The 19,675-nt window shown below is 42.0% G+C and carries 11 protein-coding genes; 3 read left to right on the forward strand and 8 right to left on the reverse strand.

The genetic code is table 11. The features are described from left to right. Nucleotides 1-113: 113 nt before the first annotated feature. Complete coding sequence (locus tag HGR01_RS14255) at nt 114-908, reverse strand: aspartyl/asparaginyl beta-hydroxylase domain-containing protein (protein ID WP_045870425.1); 795 nt, start codon at nt 906-908, stop codon at nt 114-116. Nucleotides 909-1,814: 906 nt separating this feature from the next. Here HGR01_RS14255 and HGR01_RS14260 point away from each other — a divergent pair. Further along, nucleotides 1,815-3,062, forward strand: a complete 1,248-nt coding sequence (locus tag HGR01_RS14260) for a tetratricopeptide repeat protein (protein WP_045870543.1) — start codon at nt 1,815-1,817, stop codon at nt 3,060-3,062. Between the two features lie 243 nt (nt 3,063-3,305). Beyond that, a complete protein-coding gene (locus HGR01_RS14265) occupies nt 3,306-3,806 on the forward strand; it encodes a DUF2808 domain-containing protein (protein ID WP_228045469.1) in 501 nt (166 codons plus the stop codon). A gap of 363 nt (nt 3,807-4,169) precedes the next feature. Here HGR01_RS14265 and HGR01_RS14270 read toward each other — a convergent pair whose 3' ends face one another. After that, complete coding sequence (locus tag HGR01_RS14270; protein WP_045870424.1) at nt 4,170-4,838, reverse strand: phosphoribosyltransferase; 669 nt, start codon at nt 4,836-4,838, stop codon at nt 4,170-4,172. Nucleotides 4,839-5,756: 918 nt separating this feature from the next. Between HGR01_RS14270 and HGR01_RS14275 the strand changes: the two genes are divergently transcribed. Continuing rightward, on the forward strand, nt 5,757-7,184 hold the full coding sequence (locus HGR01_RS14275) for a right-handed parallel beta-helix repeat-containing protein (RefSeq protein WP_052335191.1): 1,428 nt from the start codon (nt 5,757-5,759) through the stop codon (nt 7,182-7,184). A gap of 402 nt (nt 7,185-7,586) precedes the next feature. Here the strand turns inward: HGR01_RS14275 and HGR01_RS14280 are convergent, their stop codons facing one another. The 6 genes from HGR01_RS14280 to uxaC all read right to left on the reverse strand — a co-directional run bounded on the left by HGR01_RS14280 (nt 7,587) and on the right by uxaC (nt 19,412). Continuing rightward, complete coding sequence (locus HGR01_RS14280) at nt 7,587-8,714, reverse strand: hybrid sensor histidine kinase/response regulator (RefSeq protein WP_045870423.1); 1,128 nt, start codon at nt 8,712-8,714, stop codon at nt 7,587-7,589. Between the two features lie 31 nt (nt 8,715-8,745). Continuing rightward, nucleotides 8,746-13,992: a GAF domain-containing protein gene (locus HGR01_RS14285; RefSeq protein ID WP_045870422.1), complete on the reverse strand. Its 5,247-nt coding sequence runs from the start codon at nt 13,990-13,992 to the stop codon at nt 8,746-8,748. 228 nt (nt 13,993-14,220) lie between these two features. Continuing rightward, on the reverse strand, nt 14,221-15,114 hold the full coding sequence (locus HGR01_RS14290; protein ID WP_045870421.1) for a transposase family protein: 894 nt from the start codon (nt 15,112-15,114) through the stop codon (nt 14,221-14,223). Between the two features lie 70 nt (nt 15,115-15,184). Beyond that, nucleotides 15,185-16,453, reverse strand: coding sequence for a lactate racemase domain-containing protein (locus HGR01_RS14295; RefSeq protein ID WP_228045468.1), 1,269 nt, complete (start codon nt 16,451-16,453; stop codon nt 15,185-15,187). 523 nt (nt 16,454-16,976) lie between these two features. Beyond that, complete coding sequence (locus HGR01_RS14300) at nt 16,977-17,813, reverse strand: SDR family oxidoreductase (RefSeq protein ID WP_045870419.1); 837 nt, start codon at nt 17,811-17,813, stop codon at nt 16,977-16,979. A gap of 174 nt (nt 17,814-17,987) precedes the next feature. Further along, nucleotides 17,988-19,412, reverse strand: coding sequence for a glucuronate isomerase (gene uxaC, locus HGR01_RS14305; RefSeq protein WP_045870418.1), 1,425 nt, complete (start codon nt 19,410-19,412; stop codon nt 17,988-17,990). Between the last annotated feature and the right edge of the window lie 263 nt (nt 19,413-19,675).

Here is a 19,675-nt window from a genome sequence, read left to right on the forward strand (position 1 = left end):
TAATGGGGCATTGGGCATTGGTAATGGGTAATTGGTAATTGGTAATTGTTATTTCTCCCTCATCTCCCTCATCTCCCTCATCTCCCTCATCCCCCTCATCCCCCTCATCTCCCCTACAAGGCTTTATCCCACTCTAATTGATGAGCTAAACCGTATTTGATAAAATCTTCTTCTTTTGCTTTATCGCTTTTACCAAAAACACCTAAGCTGTAAGGATTATCTTGCATTCTTTGGGAAACTTGCTCTTGTTCAAACTGGATAACTTCTGCTCTTGATTTATCTGGTTTAAAAAAGTCTACAACTAAAACAGTCCGGTCATAATTAGTATAATTATGGGGGCAATGTGGATAACTATGATCTAAAATCAAAAACTCACCTTCATGCCAATAAAGCTGCTCATGGCAGATTTTCATTGCTACATCTCCCTCGGGAACTATCAAACCTAAATAGCCCCGATTCATGTGTGGGTTGTAGTTAACGTGCAGCTTAATATCTAAGCCTGGATGAAATGTACCAAAATAGGCATTTCTAATAATATCATCATTGCTAAAGTTAACTTTTTCTATTACATTAGCCAAGTTAGGAAAGTATTTTTCTCTTATTTCTAGCGCTTTAGCTGATGCATCATTTGTCCCATAATCAGAATATTCTATGTGATGCAGTTTAATATATTCTTCTATAAAAAGACCTTGGAACAATATACCAAAAGCGCTATATTTGGAATTGCCCTTTGTTTTAATAGTTTTACTTTTTGGGCCTAGCACCTCATAAGTGAATTTTATTTCTTCAGAAGATGCGTTGTTAGTAAAATGTTTAAACTCATCTCTAATTACTAGCCAATTATCTTGCAAAGTTTCTAGGAAAGAAAATTCTGCTGGGTTTAAATGATACTCATTAAAATTTTCCATTATTTTTACCCCTGATAATGATTGAATAAAATCTTTTACAGTAATTTTGAATTTTGAATGGGTATAAGCTCTGGGTTATTTAATTTACATATTAGCTAAAAACCACAGTCTTGTGAGCTTGACAAGTTTCTACACTCATCATGTAACTTCAATACTGATGAGCTGACTAAAGCTGCAGTGCTGCCAAAATACAAGAATTTGCGATCGCAACTGCTGAACCTGTTGAATATGTTGTATAAAATCTTAAACTGCGTAGACCAGATAGGCTTAAGGGAAAGATTGAGACATTTATAATCATGTCCCCCGAATCTACAACAACATTTGACTCTAAAATAAGCAAAAAACGCCCAGGAGTGTTGCCGTGTTTCCACCCTAAGCGTTTTTTGTTTTAACTTGCTCCTCACACACAACTAAAGAATATCACCTGTCTTTATCAGAGTCGGTATTCTAGATCACAATTGCAAAATCTTTTAATTATGTTTTTAAAATTGGTGTTGGGCGGTTGGTGTTGGTAATTTCTCTTTATCCCCCATCCTAAAGGAAGTTAGAAATAATTGAGTAGTCTGCCCAGCGAAAATTCTTGGTTTAACCCCCACCCTGAAAACCTTATTTTATAGCGCTGCTTTCCCGCCCTGCAATAAATTGCGAGATCATAGCTCAATCCTAAATAAACCTGATTGAAATATAGGTCAATTACTTGCATAGACTGAACCTGAAGCAACGATCGCATCAGTCTGAAGTTATGCAGTCGAGAAATTTGTCTTGCCATTTTCATCGTTACTGTGACATACTCAGGAACATAAATACACTATTCCGACCGATTTAATGGAGTTTATGGTAGCCCAATCAATTGCAGGGTTACCAGCGTTTCAACATGACTGCCGATCGCCATCCCAGGAAAGAACTATGCTAGAAGACGCTCAAGGACTTGAAGTTACAACAGACTCAAAAGCCGCGATCGCAGCTATTAACAGCTTCATCGATCAAGCCCTCAGTTATGGCAAAGAGGCGGAAGCAGTAATTCACCAAGGGATTGCCGCCGATCCCAACTGTGCAATTATTCGTGCTTATGCAGCAGCTTATTATCTTTCTCAGGAAAATGCTCAAGCGTGGAAGCAAGCCAAGCCACATCTACAAATAGCGCAACAGCAACTTACAAAAATCACCGATAGAGAACAGTTGTATGTGCAGGCGATCGCAGCTTGGGCGGAGGCGAAAATTGAACGGGCGATCGCTATCCACGAAGCCCTTACCGAAAAATATCCCCGTGACTTAATCTCTGTACAGCAGGGACAGTATCACTACTTTTACTTGGGCGATCAGCAGAGATTGCTGGCGATCGCGCAAAAGGTATTACCAGCGAATCGCGACAATCATTATCTATACGGTATGGTGGCATTTGGTTTAGAACAATGCCATCGTTTGCAGGAAGCAGAAGCAATGGGGCGAATCGCCACCTCAATGAATCGTTACGATCCTTGGGCGCATCATGCTGTGGCTCATGTGATGGAAACTCAAGGACGAATTGAGGAGGGAATTGCTTGGATGGAAAGCCTGGCTGATACCTGGGAAAACTGCAACTCCATGCTTTATACCCATAATTGGTGGCATATAGCGCTTTATTATTTAGAGCAAGGTAACGCAGCCAAAGTCTTAGCGCTTTACGATAGTCATGTTTGGGGACGCGCACAGAAATCCTCGCCTAAAGATCAGGTAGGTGCGATCGCTTTATTGTTAAGACTAGAGCTGCAAGGGTTTGATGTAGAACAGCGTTGGCAGCAGTTAAGTGCTTATTTACTCCCTCGACTGCATGAACATGCTTTACCGTTTCAAGACTTACACTATATCTATGCATTAGCGAGAGCAGAACGTCATGACTGGTTAAAGCAGATGTGGGAGAGTATGCAGCAACATACCCTGAAGATTAACCCATTTCTGCGGCGACAATGGTCGGATATTGCCATTCCTTGCGCTAAAGGCATGATTTCCCACGCTAAAGGTAATTGCTCAGAAGCAGTCAATCAACTCCAACCTGTACTATCAAAATTATCTCAAATAGGGGGTAGCCATGCCCAAAGAGAATTATTTGAGCAGGTGTATCGAGATGCTTTGTCGCGAACTCAAAAGTCAGCGAGTAACCTCTTGTCAGCCTGATTAGTTAAGTAGCAATAAGTTTCAGTTCAGAAGATTTAGCTGTTGAGGCTGGTAGAGGAAGCAGTCCAATGAAAAAAATTTCATCTCTAGGGATTGTTACTCAGAACTCAGCACTTTAATATTATCAAAAACTCAGCAGACTCTAATTTTTCAGTCAGCTTGTTCTCAGATTAATAACTCAATCTATTAATTACAGGCTCTTGATTGACATGAAGCTCTTGGTCATTGAAGAAAGAGGTTATTATGATGAAAAAATTAATTGGTAGTACTTTATCTGCTCTCATACTCACTACATCTGCTGCCGCTATAGCTACACCTGTTAAATATGAACAGTTAAATACACAGGCACAATCTCAAATAGCATATCAAATTAATGTTCCCCATATTACTGGTTCTGGTGTTCGTAATAATGCTCACTTTATCCAAGTTGCAGTAGTTGGGATGTCGCTGCAAGATTTAATGATATCTCTGCCAGACCAAATGGAACGTTTTAATAGTGTAGAAATTACAGACCAATCAGGTAAACAAATTGCTGCCAAAACAGAGATTAGTAAAGAACGTATAGCAATCACCTTTGAGCAACCTGTAACTTCTGGTGGTGTGGTAGAAGTAAATCTCACAGGTATACGAACCAGGAGTTCAGGCGTAAGAACACTGCTTTATGGTGTAACTGGCCAAAGAGTTGGCTTAAAAGGAGACATTCCAATTGGAACAGCCAGAATTGATCTCCTCGATCAAAGCTAAATTAGATACTCTCTTTGCATGGTTGTGAGTGTCTGGAACTGCAAAACAAAATAGGTTAAAAAGTAGAGATTACCGAGACAATTTTGGATTTTAGATTTTGGATTTTGGATTAAATCTAATCTAGAATCCAAAAAACGGTTTCAAGCCTCTGGGTTTACGGAGAAGAAAACAAAAAAAAATCAGTATTTAAGCCTCTTCTTTACAAGGAGAGGTTAATCATCAATATTGAAGACTACTTTAAAAAAAGAATGCGAGACATAAGTTAAAGAGACAACATTTTTGTGCCTTCCCAATAATTTTTATCTCGCAAGCATTCTGGGAATTAGTATAAGTTGAAAAATTAAGGCGGGATTATTCTCTTTCTTAAAGTGAAACAGAATAATTGCTAGCAGATGAGTGCTTTGCAAGCAGATAGCGCACTTCTTCATCGGTAGTTTGCAAAAAGTTTTCGTACCATAGACCAACTGCACACATTTGCTCTGGCATTTTCAAACAAACTACTTCATCGACTATCCTCTGCAATTGTTCACAAGTTTCAGGTGGTGCAACTGGAACTGCTACAATCATGCGCTTTGGTTGTTGGCGTTGCAATATAGTAATAGCAGCACGCATGGTTGAGCCAGTAGCAATACCATCATCCACAACAATGACAGTGCAATTTTTGACATTAACTGGAGGGCGATCGCCTCGATAAGCGCGATCGCGACGCTGTAATTCTTGAAATTCATCAGCCGTTACTTGCTCAATCGTCTCAGTGGAGATAGCTAAAGAGTTGACAACATCATAATTCAATACCCGAATACTTCCCGATGTGATTGCACCCATTGCCAATTCTTTGTGCCCAGGTACACCCAGTTTTCTTACTAAGCAGATGTCTAATGGAGCACTAAGTGCCTTTGCTACTTCATATGCTACTGGTACACCACCACGAGGTAAGCCTAAAACCAGCAAATTTGGGCAACCAGTATAGGCTGTTAGTTGTTTACCTAACATCTGACCAGCTTCTAAGCGGTTACGGAATTTTGTAGACATAATTATCACCTCCATAGGGTGAAAGCGATGCATCGTTAAATTCTGTGCAATATACCGAAGATGACCCGATCTACTATTTGCGATATTGCTGACTGCAAAGGCTACCCAATAGAGCTGGTACCAAATTTTTCTAATAATTACTCACAGTACTTATAGACTTTCTATAAACGTCTTTGACTATATTTACTGCTATGGGCTGTTAAATAAGACTGAAACTCCCAGCGCGCTATTAATTTTGGTTACAAACCGCAAAATAATAACTAATATCCTTTGCACATAACTCTATTGTCTCATCCTTCCCAATATATATAGCAGTCCTCAATCATTTGTAAGAATCTATAGAGAACTCCACAGAATGATTGATCCAAAAGCTGTCATTGCGAGCGAAACGGAGTGTAGTGAAGCAATCCCAATATTTTGCGGTTGCTTCATTTCGCTTCCCTTCTCCTGACAGAGACGCTACGCGAACGGGACGCTACGCGAACGCTACATTCGCAATGACAATTGGGCATTTCTTTTTGTGGAGGTCTCATAGATATTTGAAATTTGCTCTCCTTTTCCCGATTACTAATTATTCATGACCCAGTCACCACAAGTGTGCCAGGTTCAAAAGTGGCATAGGTTAATCGGATGGTATAAAAACAGATGGTATTCTAGGTCAAGTTTACAACAGCGGTTTCACCCAGATAATCGCATCCTAAGTAAACGCGAATTTAGTTGCAAAATTGGCTAACTTAACAACCATCATCAGTGGGAGATGTGGCGAGGCTCAGAATTTAGGACGAGAGCCTTTTAATGACTTAAATAGGCATCTATGCGATCGCAAATATTTGTGAAACGGTAATTTGCAGATTTCCGTTTATTCATTGCCAGGAGTGTGCTACTCAATTCATCGAACACCTTAGGAGTCGCATTATTATGTTTTTGGATCAACCGGTTGCAATCACTCAACCTGTTAACCTTGGCAATGCTGCTAAGTTACAAGCTGAATATGCTGATAACGCAGATTTATCTACCGCAAAACTGACAAATACTCAAAATAACTCAACTACAAAACTCGCTCTCAGTAATACTGGTAAAACCTACTTTGTTTCTGGAACTGGGAACGATAACAATAATGGACTAAAGGAAAGTAGTGCATTTCGGACGCTGCAAAAGGCAGCAGACTTGGTAAAAGCAGGCGATACAGTTTACATCATGAATGGGACTTATACGCAAGCTAACCCTAACCAAGAAATTATGGTACTTAATAAAAAACAAGGTACGCCGAATGCACGCATTACCTTCAAAGCCTATCCTGGACACAGCCCTTTCATCAAATCGCGCAATTGGACTGCTATTAAATTGCTTGGGTCTTCTTACATCACCATTGAGGGTCTGACCTTAGAGGGCAACAACGACAATATTACATTGCAGTATGCACAACAGCAAAAATACAATTACAACAATCCCCAGACAGCAGGTAATGGAATTGAAATCCGTGACTTTTCCCACCATGTGATCATTCGGAACAACAGAGTCTCTAAGTTTGGTGGGACAGGAATTAGTTCTATCAAAGCAGACTATCTCACATACGAGAATAATGTGGTTTTTCAGAATTGTTGGTATAGTCCTTGGGGCGCAAATCCTATGGGGATGATGTACAACTGGAATTCTGACAACAATACCAGCCAATATAAAATGATTATCCAAGGTAATACGCTTTACGACAATAAAAGCTTAATTCCTTGGAAAGATGCAGGAAAAGTCACTGAAGGGCATGGAATTATCATAGATGATTCACTAAACACTCAACAGAATTCACTGCATCAACGTTATCAAGGCAAAACTCTGGTTGCAAATAACGTTGTTTATAAAAACGGTGCTGCTGGTATCCATGTATATAGTAGTGCCTATGTTGATGTGGTCAACAATACAACCTATCAAAATGGGCAATATCCTGATACTCAACAGTATGGAGAAATTTCTGTAATTGAGTCTGATCAAGTGAAAGTTTTCAACAACATTATGTATGCTCGCAAGGACGGAGAAGTAAACAACGTCGCGAAATCTAAGAATTTCCAATACGCCTATAACCTTGTTTACAATTCCTCCAAATTTAACGGTTCACTAACACAAAATATTATGGGAAAAGACCCATTATTTAGCGATCCGTCCAAGGCTAATTTCACCCTCAGATCTGGTAGTTCGGCGATTGATACTGGAACCAAGACTTTCAGTGGAGTCAATGCACCGACTATTGATAAGCAAGGCTTCAGCCGTCCGCAAGATGGAGATGGTAGAGGTGGTGCGATTATAGATATAGGTGCATTAGAAGTCTCTGCCAAAGCTGCTTTCGCCAGGTAAATCATACCATTTTGAAAAAATCAAGGGACAGATGATCAGGAGCATGGCAGCATTAAGATAATTCGATATTCCCAAAGATTTTGGTTGCTGTGCCCTAACAGAGAATTCAATACTTGTCGGTTAAGGGGAAAAGGGGAAGGGAAAATGGTAAGACAAAACATTGAACTCTTACCCTTTCTCCTGCGGAGACGCTACGCGTAGCTTGCTTAAGCGCAGGGGTACACCTTTTACCTAAACCAAATTAAGACAGATAAATTCTTTGTAAGGGCACGGCATCCACAATTCTTTGGCATATCAAATATCTTACTGGTGCCGTGCCCCTACTCATCTGTCGCGTTTTTTTTCAAAATGGTATAACGCACCCTACAATTCTAAATAAATAAAATAGGATTGCTATATTTGCTATTTATGATGTAGAGGTAAGGCAATTTGAACTGTTGTTTCCTGTTGATAAATACTGGTAATTGAGAAATTACCACCACAAATTGCGACGATTTTTTTTACTAATTTTAAGCCCATGCCTATGCCTTGCTGTTCATAGGTTTTGCGTTCAAATTGCATGAAAGCACCGATTTTGGAAATCTGTTCTGCTGTCATCCCTCTGCCTAAATCATGGATGTAGAGATTCAGCATTTCTTTATCTACCTGAGTGCTAATTTTGATGGCTGTAGCAGTTTGAGAGAATTTGAGGGCATTATCGACTAATTCATGGAGGATAATTTCTAAATATTGCTTTGAGATAGATACCTCGGCTTCCTCAATTGCAAATATTAAATCGTCACTGCGATGAAAACTTTGGGCATGAGATTGCAAAGCGGTAGCGATCGCATTTTGGGAAAAGTAGCTTGATTGCGGTTCGATGTTTTGCGGCTGCTGTGCTAATAACTCTAGTTCTAAATAAATTAGGAATTGTTTGGTTAATTTTTCTAAGTTTCGGGCGGATTTATCTGCCAAGCTTAAAAATTCGCGGATTTCGGCAAGATTCATATTCTCAATATCATCCATCAGCAAGCTGACGATGCCAACAATGCCATTAAGTGGTGTATTCAGTTCGTGGGGTAAAGCTGTGGCTAAGTTACCGCGCAGTTCATCAAGAGTACTTTCTAAGACTTTGATGGTATTGGCTTGAATATGAGATAAACTCTGGATTTTATCGTACTGTTGCTTAATTCTCAGCATTGCATGAACGCGGGCGCGCAGTTCCACCGCGTTGACAGGTTTGCTAATAAAGTCTTCGGCACCAGCTTGTAAGCAACGCGCTAAGTCTTCTTTACCTGTGAGAGCAGTCACCATAATAATGGGGACTGGTTGCCACTGAGGCATGGCTTTAATTTGTTTACAGACTGTTATACCATCTGTTCCCGGCATCATGACATCAAGCAAAATTAGATCTGGCTGAAATAGGTTGAGAGATGCGATCGCTTCTTGCCCACTAGGTGCATAATGCAGTATGTAATCTTGCTGACTTAAGAATGCTTCAATCACATCAAAGTTATCGGGTTCATCGTCAATGACTAAAATCGATGCCATAAAGGGAACAGGGTAAAAAATGTTTAATTATTTAGGTACTTAATAGCTGTTGAATAGTAGTAGCCAATTGCTTGAGTTTAACAGGTTTACTTAAGTAGTCATTGGCTCCGGCAGCAATGCAGCGATCGCGATCGCCATTCATCGCTAATGCGGTGAGTGCCACAATGGGAGTATTAACTAAGTTGGGATCGAGACGAATGAGTTTGATGGCTTCTAAACCATCCATCAAGGGCATTTGAATATCCATCAAAATTAAATTAGGGTACTGAGTTGTAGCTAACTCAATCGCTTCTTTACCATTATTTGCTAACAAAATGCGATAGCCTTTAGCTTTGAGGTAGCTAGAAACTGTACTGATATTGGCTTCGTTATCTTCCGCTAGCAAAATTAGCGGCCCAGCATGGTCAAGGTTTGAAGAAACAAATTCTGGAGTAACATCAGGTTGAGTATCTTCTACAACGGGAAAAACTGGGGTATAGGGTAACTCGATGGTAAAACAACTACCTACGCCTAATTCGCTACTTAGCCCCACTCTACCACCGTGTAGTTCTACAATGCGTTTCACTAATGCTAGTCCCAAGCCTGTACCCGCGTATTGACGATTTAAAGCGCTATCAATTTGGATAAAAGGCTTAAATAGTTTGTTGATATTTTCTGGGGCGATGCCGATACCTGTATCTTTCACGGCAATTTGTAAAAAATGTTGCCGAAGAGAATTGTTAGTGGTGTCGGGAGACAGTTGATTAACTTCTAAGGTAATTCGTCCCCCTTCTGGGGTGAATTTGACTGCATTATTGAGTAAGTTAATTAATACTTGACGAATGCGTCGTTCATCTACTAGTAGGTGTGGGAGATTTTGGGGAATTTTGGTCTCTAGCTGGATGCGTTTTTGTAATGCTTGTTGTTTGATAAATGCCAAACTAGATTGGCACAGATTGGCTACAGAAATTGAGGTGTAATCGAGCTTAATCTGTCCAGCTTCAATTTTTGCCACATCCAAAATATCATTGATCAACTCCAGCAAATGAGAGCCGCTACGCTCAATTGTGTCTAAAGCTTTGAGCTGTTGCTGATTGATGCTGCCAAAAACTTCATCTTGTAGCCCTTCAGTCATCCCCAGAATGGCATTGAGAGGGGTACGAAGTTCGTGACTCATGTTAGCTAAAAACTCATCTTTGAGGCGGGTAGCACGGGCGAGTTCTTCGTTAGAAAATGCTAGCTGTTGATTGATTTCCGTGAGCTTGGCTTCTGCTTGTTGACGTTCAGCGAGTTCTTGCTGTAATTGTTCAAATAGACTCGCTTGCTGAATTGCGATCGCTAATTGGTTGGCAATTTGTTGCAGAATTTGGGCTTCTGAGTTTTTCCAGACTCTTCTTTCCTGGCAAGCATGAACAACTAAAATTCCCCACAGCTTATTTGTTGCCCAAGGCGAAACCCAGCGATGATTTTGGTCACGCACTTCTTGTAAGATAGGTGCCACAATTTTGGATTGGATTTGTCCTTCCTGGGAATATTCCACCAAGCAATGTGTCCAGAGATCATTCATCACATCGGGGACAATACGAGGCTTACCTTGCCAGTAAAAATCAAGGATTTCTTGAGACCAAATTTCGTTCCCCCAGTGGCGGTTTTTGAGGCTGACAAATTCACTAGATACAGCTTCTTCCGCAATTTTACTTCTGCCATCCGCAAACAGCCGAAACACGATGACGCGATCGCAATGCATTAAATCTTTCACCTGTTGAGTTACCGTTGCTAAAATCTCGTTGAGATCTAAAGACTTGCGAATTTGTTCAATAATTGCCCCTAGAGTTTGCTGTCGCCGCAGTTGCAGGGCAATTCTGGCTTCAGCTTGCTGGCGCACCAATAGTTCCGACTGATTTTTTTCGTAGAGACTCGCTTGTTGAATTGCGATCGCCAACTGGTTCGCAATTTGCCGCAATAATTCGATTTCCCATGTTGTCCATGAATGAGGTCGATGATTGTGGTACATCGCAAACAAACCCCAAAGTGATTCATTCACGAAGATGGGGGTAATTACATAAGCTTTGGCTTGAAACTGTTGCAAAAGTTCAATATGGCAAGGCTGTAAGCCAGCTTGATCAATATCAGCAACCACTAGGGTTTCATAATTTTGAAATCGACCACCTTGAGTTTCTTGGAGATAGGTATCTTCCCAAACTTTTTTCACCTGAGATCCCACAAGTTTTACCCAATTAGCAGCTACAGATTCCGCAACAAACTCACCACTCCAATCTGCTCGAAAGCGGTAAAGCGCTACCCGATCTACTCCTAATACTTGTCTAATCTCAGTCACTGCTGCATTAATAATGACCTCAATATCTAGGGATTGGCGAATAGTTTGGGTAATATTCCAGAGCAACTGTTTATGTCTGGCCTGCTGTTGCAGTTGCATTTCTGCTTGTTGACGTTCCTGCAATGCAGCTTTTTGTTCGCTAATATCTACCACTACACAAATAGTTTGATAATCTGAGCCTGGGAGCATAGCCACCCCCAGCAACACAGGAATCTTGCTACCATCCTTGCGGTAATATTCTTTTTCCCAAGGATTCATCGCGCCATATTGACTCAGATGCTTCAGCGCTCCAACATCGGCAAAGACGTATTCGGACGGGGTTATGGCTTTCCAACTCAACGCCCCAGCATTGAGTTCTTCTCTGGTATAACCTACCATCTGTAAGAAGCGATCGTTGGCATCGGTAATGTCTCCTTTAAAATCGGCAAAGAGCATACCGACTACATTAGAATCAAAAATTCGCCGGAAGCGGAGTTCGCTACTTTGCAGGGCTATTTCCGCACGCTTGCGATCGCTAATATCAAAGTGAACTCCAATCATTTTCTGGGGGCTGCCCTGTTCATCTCTTACCACCACCCCATAAGCTTTGATGAAGTAGATGCTGCCATCTGGATGTACAACCCGAAACTCAGTATTGTATTCTGCTTGTCCTAGAACCGCTTGTTGAAGCAAGGTTTCCGTCTGTGTACGGTCATCCGGATGTAACTTTTTTGTCCAGGTATCGTAGACTATGCAGGAATCAGATTGTGGAGTGACTCCATACAGTTCGGACATCCGTTCATCCCAAAGAATGGTGTTCTGTAAAATATCCCACTCCCAACAACCAATTCCCCCAGATTTCAGCGACAAGGCAAGGCGTTCCGATGTTTTGTGAAGTTCTACTTCTCTGGCTTGTAATTCTTCAGTCCGCTGTTCTACCCTTGCTTCTAAGTCCTGATTTAAACGATGTAGTGCATCGTTTGCTGCTATACGCTGTAATTCTGCGGCGGCTCGTGCTGCAAATACTTGGAGAATCGCGATCGCTTCAGTATATTTAGTCTGTGATAAGGGCTGCCTATCGAGAATGCAAAGATTGCCAATTGTATTACCAAGATTGTCTTTTAAAGCAATGCCCAGATAGCTATCGGCCTGCATTGTCTGTAAGGCTAAATTATCAGGAAAGATTGTTTGCAGTTGGCTTTGGCAGTAAAATTCCCCGTCTCTAAGACTATGTTCGCAGGGAGTTTGAGCTATATGGTAGGAAATTGCTGGCTGTAAGGCTCCATTTTCCCAGAATCCTAGACTATAGAGTTTGTCACCCACCAATTCGTTGACAAGGGCGCAGCAGACATTTAATGCTTCAGCAATGTGGCTCACTAGGGCGGGAAAAAAGTCATCTCCCGTAACAGCTGCAGTTCCGGTTACCAATTTTTGCAGCGTCATTTCCGCCCGTTGGCGATCGCGCAGTTGCTCTTGTAATTGTTGGTGGATAGTAGCTTGCTGAAGAGCAATCTCTAAATGTACTGATAAAGCTTGCAGCAGTTCAACTTCTGATTGTTGCCACTCACGGGCTTTGTCGCTTTCGGAGACATTTAGTAAGCCCCAGAGTTCACCGTTACACAACAAAGGTATCAAAATTTTGGCGCGAATCTGGAGACTGATCAGCATCTGGCGATGACAATTAGTCATTTGGGTTGTGTATATATCTTTGACAACGCGAATCTGCCCCTGGCAGTAATTCTCTCGATAATTTTTCTGAAAACAGCCATCTTTGATCCATCTGCCCATCAAAGATAGAGAAGAATTAGTCGATTCTGCCACAACTGCGGCGGGCCCATCCTCTTCAAATCGCAAAATGATGACGCGATCGCAACCTAAAAATTGCCGCACCTGCTGCACAGTAGTTTCGAGAATGGTTTGCAAACTCAAGGACGAGCGAATTTGCATGGCAATATCAGATACCAGTTGCGCCTGTTCTGCTTTAGTCTTGAGGGCGGTTGTGCGGGCTTCTACTTGCTGTTCTAATTCCGCAGTCCTAGCTTCTAGGAGTTGTACTTTTTCTGTCTCTAGTTGTACTACTTTCTTTTCCAAAACCTCCGCTAGCTTGTATAACTCCAAGGGGTTAAGGGCTTGCAGCAAACTGCTTTGAGTCAAAATCCCTAATAACTCCCCCTGCTCACCTGTCACCGCCAAGCGCCGAATTAAGCGCTGTTCCATGATCTGTTGCACCACCAACAGCGAATCTTCAGGTTTTACAGCAAAAATTGGGGTACTCATCACCATGTGAGCGCAACAGGTTTCCAGGTTCAAGCCCAAGGCGTGAAATTGCACAATATCCCGCTCAGTCAAAATTCCCACGGGGATTTTGACTGGTGCAGCTTCGCTACCACCTGGTTGGACAATCATGACAGAACTGACACGATGGGCTGTCATCAGTTGCGCGATCGCCAATATCGAACTATCTGGCGCAGCACAAATCACTTCACGACTCATTACCTCAAATGCCAAACGCAAGCGCAAAAGATTGATAGCGCGAGAAGATTGTCTCAGAGTTTCATTGGTGAGCAAGCCCACAACGAGATCCTGCTCATCGAGGATAGGTAAGTGGCGAATGTGGTATTGCTGGAGCAAATTCACCGCAAAAAATACATCAGTCAAGTCAGACTCATGCAGAGCAATGACTGGATGAATCATCACTTCCCGAATCGCTAAATTCTCCAAAGGACGCTGCTGGGCACACAAGCGTACCACATCTTTTTCTGTAAAAATACCTAATAAGCTGTGATTATCTACTACTAAAACACAACTGCTTCTTGCGTCGATATCGAGTTCGTCAAGTTTATTGGCATCACAAACAGCCCGCACACCGCTCATGAGAGCGATCGCGTCTATCACCAAAGTATCTAGTCCAACTATTAAGGGATTGCGGACAATTGCGGATTTTAATTCTGAGGAAGTGAGAGCTGTTGTGTGCTTAAACATTTGAGCCTTACGCTTGCACCCTTTTCAATTGAGCAAATTTATTTACGCTTCGTGGTACCAGTATATTTTTAGATATAAAAATATACTAGGAAATTTACTAAGAAATTATAGTTGGTTTAGTGAAAATGGAGATTGGGCATAGGGCATAGGGCATGGGGCATTAGAGTTGTTGGGAAATAACTCAGAGTTGCATTGAAATTCTGACCCCTGTGGTTTTTGATGTAATTTTCATGCTGCCATCAAGTAAAAGTTCCATAATCCAGCAGCAGTCAACATTAAATGATCGTCAAAATCTTGAATGTGATTACGATAAACCGCGCTGACTGCACGATAACGTTTCACCCCAGCAAAGGCATTCTCACACACCACACGCTCTTGGCTCAATTCCCTATTAGCTGCTTTTTGCTCCTGTGATAATTCTCCACCTTTGGGTTTCTTATGTGGAATGCGGATATTGACATACTGCTTTTGAAGCCCAAGAAACCCTAAATCCACTTCAATTGGAATCTCGTCAGGAATGCTAAGAGCAATGTCTTCTTCGTCATGAAATCTTTTATCGTGTAGTTTCCCTTCACGCGCCTTACTCAACACCAACACACGTTGACACTGATCTACTGCCGCTAAATGCTTGCGAGTATGTCGCCGCTTTTTACCGGAGTAATTTAGTTTTTGTTGGTCTGGATCTTGAGGACGTTGAATTGGGCGTTCTGTACCATCAATCATGATCCGCTCAACTCCTGAGAACCGTTCCATAAAATCCTCAATGCTGTTGAGTTTGCGCTCCGGCAGTACCTTCTTCTCACCCAAAGCCTCTTCTAATATTGGTTGTAAACGATGCATCCAGTAGTGAGCTTGGGCGCGGTCAATATCGAATAACAATCCTGCTAAATCAAACGTCGGGTAACACTTGAAGTAAAACAGGATGTAGAATAATTTGTCTTGAGGACTGCATAACCTAGCTTTGCGCCCTCCTCCAAATGCTCTCTTACGGGGTGAATCGCGCACTTGTTTGTCATATATTGTGCTAAACGTTGGCAAAAGTGTTTCAAAAGCTTTCCGGTTCAATCCAGTCATTGCCCGTAACAGCCTATCTTGTTTTAATGCCCGTTCGATGTTCAGCATTTCCCCGCTTAAGTACTAACTTTCTATTCTCCCTTATTTCCCAACAACTCTATTGGTTAACAGTCAACAGTCAACAGTCAACAGTCAACCGATAGAGTATCTCGCCGGCTTTGGGTACAAGTAAAATGCCTTCATCTTCGTGGTTTGCCCATTCTGCTGGTTCAATGGTAGTTGGATCGCGATAGCTCAAGTTATGAGCAGCGCAGCGTTCTGGGGAAATACCAGTGGCTAGAGTTACCTGAATCCGGGCTTGTTCTCCCTTAATTGGATCGAAAGTACCCATACCTTTTAAGTGAGTGCTATGGGCTAACACTCCACCAGGATAGTGTTGAAATTTATCCCATTGTTTTAGGAAATAATCTCGCACATGATAGCCAATTTGGGCGAGAATTTCTCCATGTGTATAGCTAAATTCTGTAATATGAGGTGCATAGATAATTACCTCACCACCATCAGCCACAACTGGCTCTAATTTGTACATTCCTTTAGCGGCTGTCCAAATGTCATCATACATTTGGGGCATTACAGAAAGCACTTGTTTAAAAGGCTGATCTACATATTTAATATGCAATTTCGCTGATAATTTCGCCGCCCCTTCCCAAGCTGGTTCTGGTTGATCTATATAAAGTCCCGCTAACTGATTTGTTCCTGGTGCAACCACCATTGCTAAACATAGTTTCGGGGTAGGAATCAGACTAGCAGCGCGGTTAATTAAACGTCTGACAGGTGTAATTCCTGGCGTACCAATAATTTCATAACAAGTAATTAAAGCCCCCAACCAGTGTGATAAATCAATTACTTCTTGCCCACCAATCCCAGGGAAAAAATATTTATTCCCTCCTGAAAACCCAACAACTTCGTGGGGAAATACTGGCCCACAAATCATAATCAAATCATACTCAGTTACCAGCTTATTAACGCGCACTTCTACTGCTTGATTTAGCATTCCATTGCTAATTTCTGCGATTTCTGCAGATGGAATTACCCCATAAGAAATAAAAGTCTCTGGTAAATGCCAAAGATGGTTAAAAATCTGTACTTTTTTAAAAGTTGTCTCGCGTTCCTGCGGCGTAACACCCACCAAACGATTGATTTGTAACTCACTCATGGGATTATGTGTACCCAGAGCAATTAAATAATCTAAAGCCGCCACCCGCTTACCCAACTCCTGATGCAGCAAGCGAAACATTTGGGGAATTGGTGCAGTACGAGTTCCATCAGGAATTAATACCAAGATGCGCTTTCCATCTAATTGAGGATCTGTTAAAGCCGCATGAACTAATTCAGCAACTTGCTCATCTGCAAGCGTCCCGTCAATTATGTCTAATGAATACATCATTTCAATTCACAATTAAGAAAGCCTAATATAGTAATCCGATTTGATTTCTGAAAAAATCTCGGTAAGCTTAACGCACGAAAATCTTTGGTACTGATGCCGTACTCTCGCCGCTAACGCATCCTACTGGACTGGCAAGCCTTAAATGTTGCATTAAAAATCAATTTTATCCGCGTTTATCTGCGTTCATCTGCGGTTAATTTTTTCCAATCTAATGCACTATTTTAGCCTTGCCACGCTACTACGTGAATTAAAAGACACGATGAATAGCAATACTTGTTGGTTAAAGACAAAAGGGCAAGAAAAAACCTTTAACCCTTACCCTTTAACCTTTTCCCCAAACCAAATTCCGAGTTAAAAATCCTTAACCGAACGGTATTGCAATGAATCGCGTCTCTACTTAGGGATTTCCAAATAAAAAAATATCTCAGTATTTATTGTGGGGTGGACATCTTGTCCGCCCGGTTTATTTGGCGGGCAAGATGCCCGCCCCACAAGATGGAATAATTTATTTCTTGGAAATCCCTTAAACGCCGCTGTAGATGCTAAAACCACCGTCTACAGGTACAACTACGCCATTGATAAAACTAGAACCAGCGCTGCATAACCAAATCACTGTACTGAGTAATTCTTCTGGTTCGCCAAAACGTCCGGCTGGGGTATGTTCAATAATTTTTTGTCCGCGATCGCTTAAACTACCATCAGGATTTAACAGTAAATCTCGATTTTGTTCGCCTATAAAAAAACCAGGTGCGATCGCATTCACCCGCAATCCGGCTCCATATTTTTGTGCCAATTCTACAGCTAGCCAGCGCGTAAAGTTATCTATCCCGGCTTTCGCTGCTGAGTAACCAACCACCTGACTGATTACACGAATAGCAGACATCGAAGAAATATTCACAATACAACCCCGAGGCTGATGTTTTTCTACCATTGCTTCACCAAAAACTTGGCTAGGTAATAAAGTCCCCACCAAATTCAGACTTACCACCTGCTCAAAAGCTGCGTGTGGCATATCAAAGAAAGTAGCATCAGGGGTAATTGTGGCAGCCGGGACATTACCACCAGCGGCGTTAATTAAAATATCTATTTGCCCCCAATCCTTTAAAACCGCATCTCTGGCGATTTCTAATTGCGTGCGATCGCTCACATCTGCCAGCACTGCCAAACTTTCCCCACCATTAGCGATAATATCCTTAACTACCGCCTCCGCCCTTGTCTGATTGCGCCCCAGAACCACCACCCGCGCCCCAGCCAAACCCAACCCGCGTGCGATCGCACCACCCAACACACCCGATCCACCTGTAATTACTGCTACCTGACCTTGCAGGCTAAAAAGTTTATCCAATATTAAATTCGGCATTAATAATTCCCCTGAGACTTACACAAAAACTCTCTCAAAACTCTTACCTTTGCGAACGTCGCATCTACCCTCTGGGAACGACTACGTCGAATGCGGTTCGTTATCTTACCCCTTAAAATTCATGGAACAGACCACTAGCTGTATTCTCTTGACTCAGCACTCACCACTCAGCACTCACCACTCCAATTTATAAGCATTCTTCGCGAGGTCATAAGCTACAGCCACAGCCATGTCATAGCCTTCCTCTTCCTCAATTAACCCCCGTACTACCAACCCTGCTAACCAATTACAAGCTACACGCCGCCAAACAGCGTGACGGGCAGGAATAGAAACGAAAGCGCGTGTATCATCGTTAAACCCAGCCGTATTGTAAAGTCCCGCAGTTTCCATCACCTGATTGAAGTAGCGTTCCATACCATTAACGCTATCGTGAAACCACCAGGGCGGCCCAAGCAATACAGCCGGATAATGCCCAGCTAGTGGCGCTAACTCCCGGCTATATGTGCTTTCATCCAAGCCAAACAGAATTAAATGGAAGTCTTGATTATTACCATAAGCATTCAACAACGGACGCAGATTTTGCGTCCACTCAATTTGTAAAGGTATATCTGCACCTTTATCAGACCCAAATCGCTCAAAGATAGCTGGGTTATGGTTACGCATAATACCGCAATGCATCTGCGTAACTAAACCATCTTCCACACTCATCCGCGCCATTTCCATGAACATATGACCAGTAAACTGCTCTGCATCACCGGGATTGAGCTTGTTATTTAAGGCTCTGGCAAAGATAGCTTCGGCTTCTTGGTCAGATAGGCGTGCGGTATAAGGTGTAGCAGCACTGTGGTCAGTAGCTGTGGCACCCATTTTTTTAAAGAAAGCCCGACGTTCTTCTAAAGCTTGGATAAAAGCAGCGTAAGTACTAATTTCTCTACCTACAGCCCTTTCTAACTGAGCAAGATTTTCCCGCCATCCAGGAACGTCTAGGTTGACAACTGCATCTGGTCGAAAAGTCGGTCTAATTTGGGTAAAATCCTCTTGGTGTAAGGATTGATGGTGTTCTAAATTATCGCTAGCTGCATCGGTGGTACAAAGCACTTCTATATTGAAGCGTTTAAATAAAGCCCGGGGTGAAAACTCCGGTAAAGCTAACTGCTTTTCGAGATAATCGTAGATATTGCCAGCATTGTGCGAATTTAAAGGCTCATCTACACCAAAGACGTTAATTAGTTCATCTTTCAGCCATAACCCAGAGGGTGTACCGCGAAATAGATAAAAATGGTCTGCAAATATCTGCCAAATTTGGCGATGGTCAGTTTCTATGGGTGTACCATCTTTGGTAGGTATGCCGAGGGCTTCTAAAGCTACGCCCCGACTATAAAGCATTCGGAAAATATAGTGGTCAGGAATGATCAATAATTCCGTTGGCGAACCAAATCGGGCGGCGGGATTCGCTAATAAAGCTGGCTCTACATGACCATGCGGACAGACTAGGGGTAGAGTAGAGATGCTGTCAAAAAATTGACGCGCGATTTGTCTTTGTACTGATTCTGGAGAAAAACAGCGATCGCTTGATAAATTGCGTTTTTTAGTTAACATATTTTTTAGTAAAGTTTATTTTGGTGATTGGTAATTGGTAATTGGTAATTTAGTTCATGTAGTGGCGTGGTAAAGCTAAAATAGTGCATTAATAAACCGCAGAAGCGCAGAGGAAGCAGAGAAAAAAGAAGACAACATTTTAGGCTTGTCAGTCCAGTAGGATGCGTTAGCGATAGCGTAACGCATCATTAGATATCTAGTATTTCCCAATCACTCATTCCTCATTCCCCATTCCCCATTCCCCATTACCCCTTATCCCCAAA

Origin of the sequence: Tolypothrix sp. PCC 7712 (assembly GCF_025860405.1) — a bacterium.
GTDB lineage: Bacteria > Cyanobacteriota > Cyanobacteriia > Cyanobacteriales > Nostocaceae > Aulosira > Aulosira diplosiphon.

Excerpts from the sequence above, each read along its gene's own strand:
- HGR01_RS14255 (WP_045870425.1), bottom strand. The coding sequence starts at position 908 with ATGGAAAATTTTAATGAGTATCATTTAAACCCAGCAGAATTTTCTTTC.
- HGR01_RS14260 (WP_045870543.1), top strand. The coding sequence starts at position 1,815 with ATGCTAGAAGACGCTCAAGGACTTGAAGTTACAACAGACTCAAAAGCC.
- HGR01_RS14265 (WP_228045469.1), top strand. The coding sequence starts at position 3,306 with ATGATGAAAAAATTAATTGGTAGTACTTTATCTGCTCTCATACTCACT.
- HGR01_RS14270 (WP_045870424.1), bottom strand. The coding sequence starts at position 4,838 with ATGTCTACAAAATTCCGTAACCGCTTAGAAGCTGGTCAGATGTTAGGT.
- HGR01_RS14275 (WP_052335191.1), top strand. The coding sequence starts at position 5,757 with ATGTTTTTGGATCAACCGGTTGCAATCACTCAACCTGTTAACCTTGGC.
- HGR01_RS14280 (WP_045870423.1), bottom strand. The coding sequence starts at position 8,714 with ATGGCATCGATTTTAGTCATTGACGATGAACCCGATAACTTTGATGTG.
- HGR01_RS14285 (WP_045870422.1), bottom strand. The coding sequence starts at position 13,992 with ATGTTTAAGCACACAACAGCTCTCACTTCCTCAGAATTAAAATCCGCA.
- HGR01_RS14290 (WP_045870421.1), bottom strand. The coding sequence starts at position 15,114 with ATGCTGAACATCGAACGGGCATTAAAACAAGATAGGCTGTTACGGGCA.
- HGR01_RS14295 (WP_228045468.1), bottom strand. The coding sequence starts at position 16,453 with ATGATGTATTCATTAGACATAATTGACGGGACGCTTGCAGATGAGCAA.
- HGR01_RS14300 (WP_045870419.1), bottom strand. The coding sequence starts at position 17,813 with ATGCCGAATTTAATATTGGATAAACTTTTTAGCCTGCAAGGTCAGGTA.
- uxaC (WP_045870418.1), bottom strand. The coding sequence starts at position 19,412 with ATGTTAACTAAAAAACGCAATTTATCAAGCGATCGCTGTTTTTCTCCA.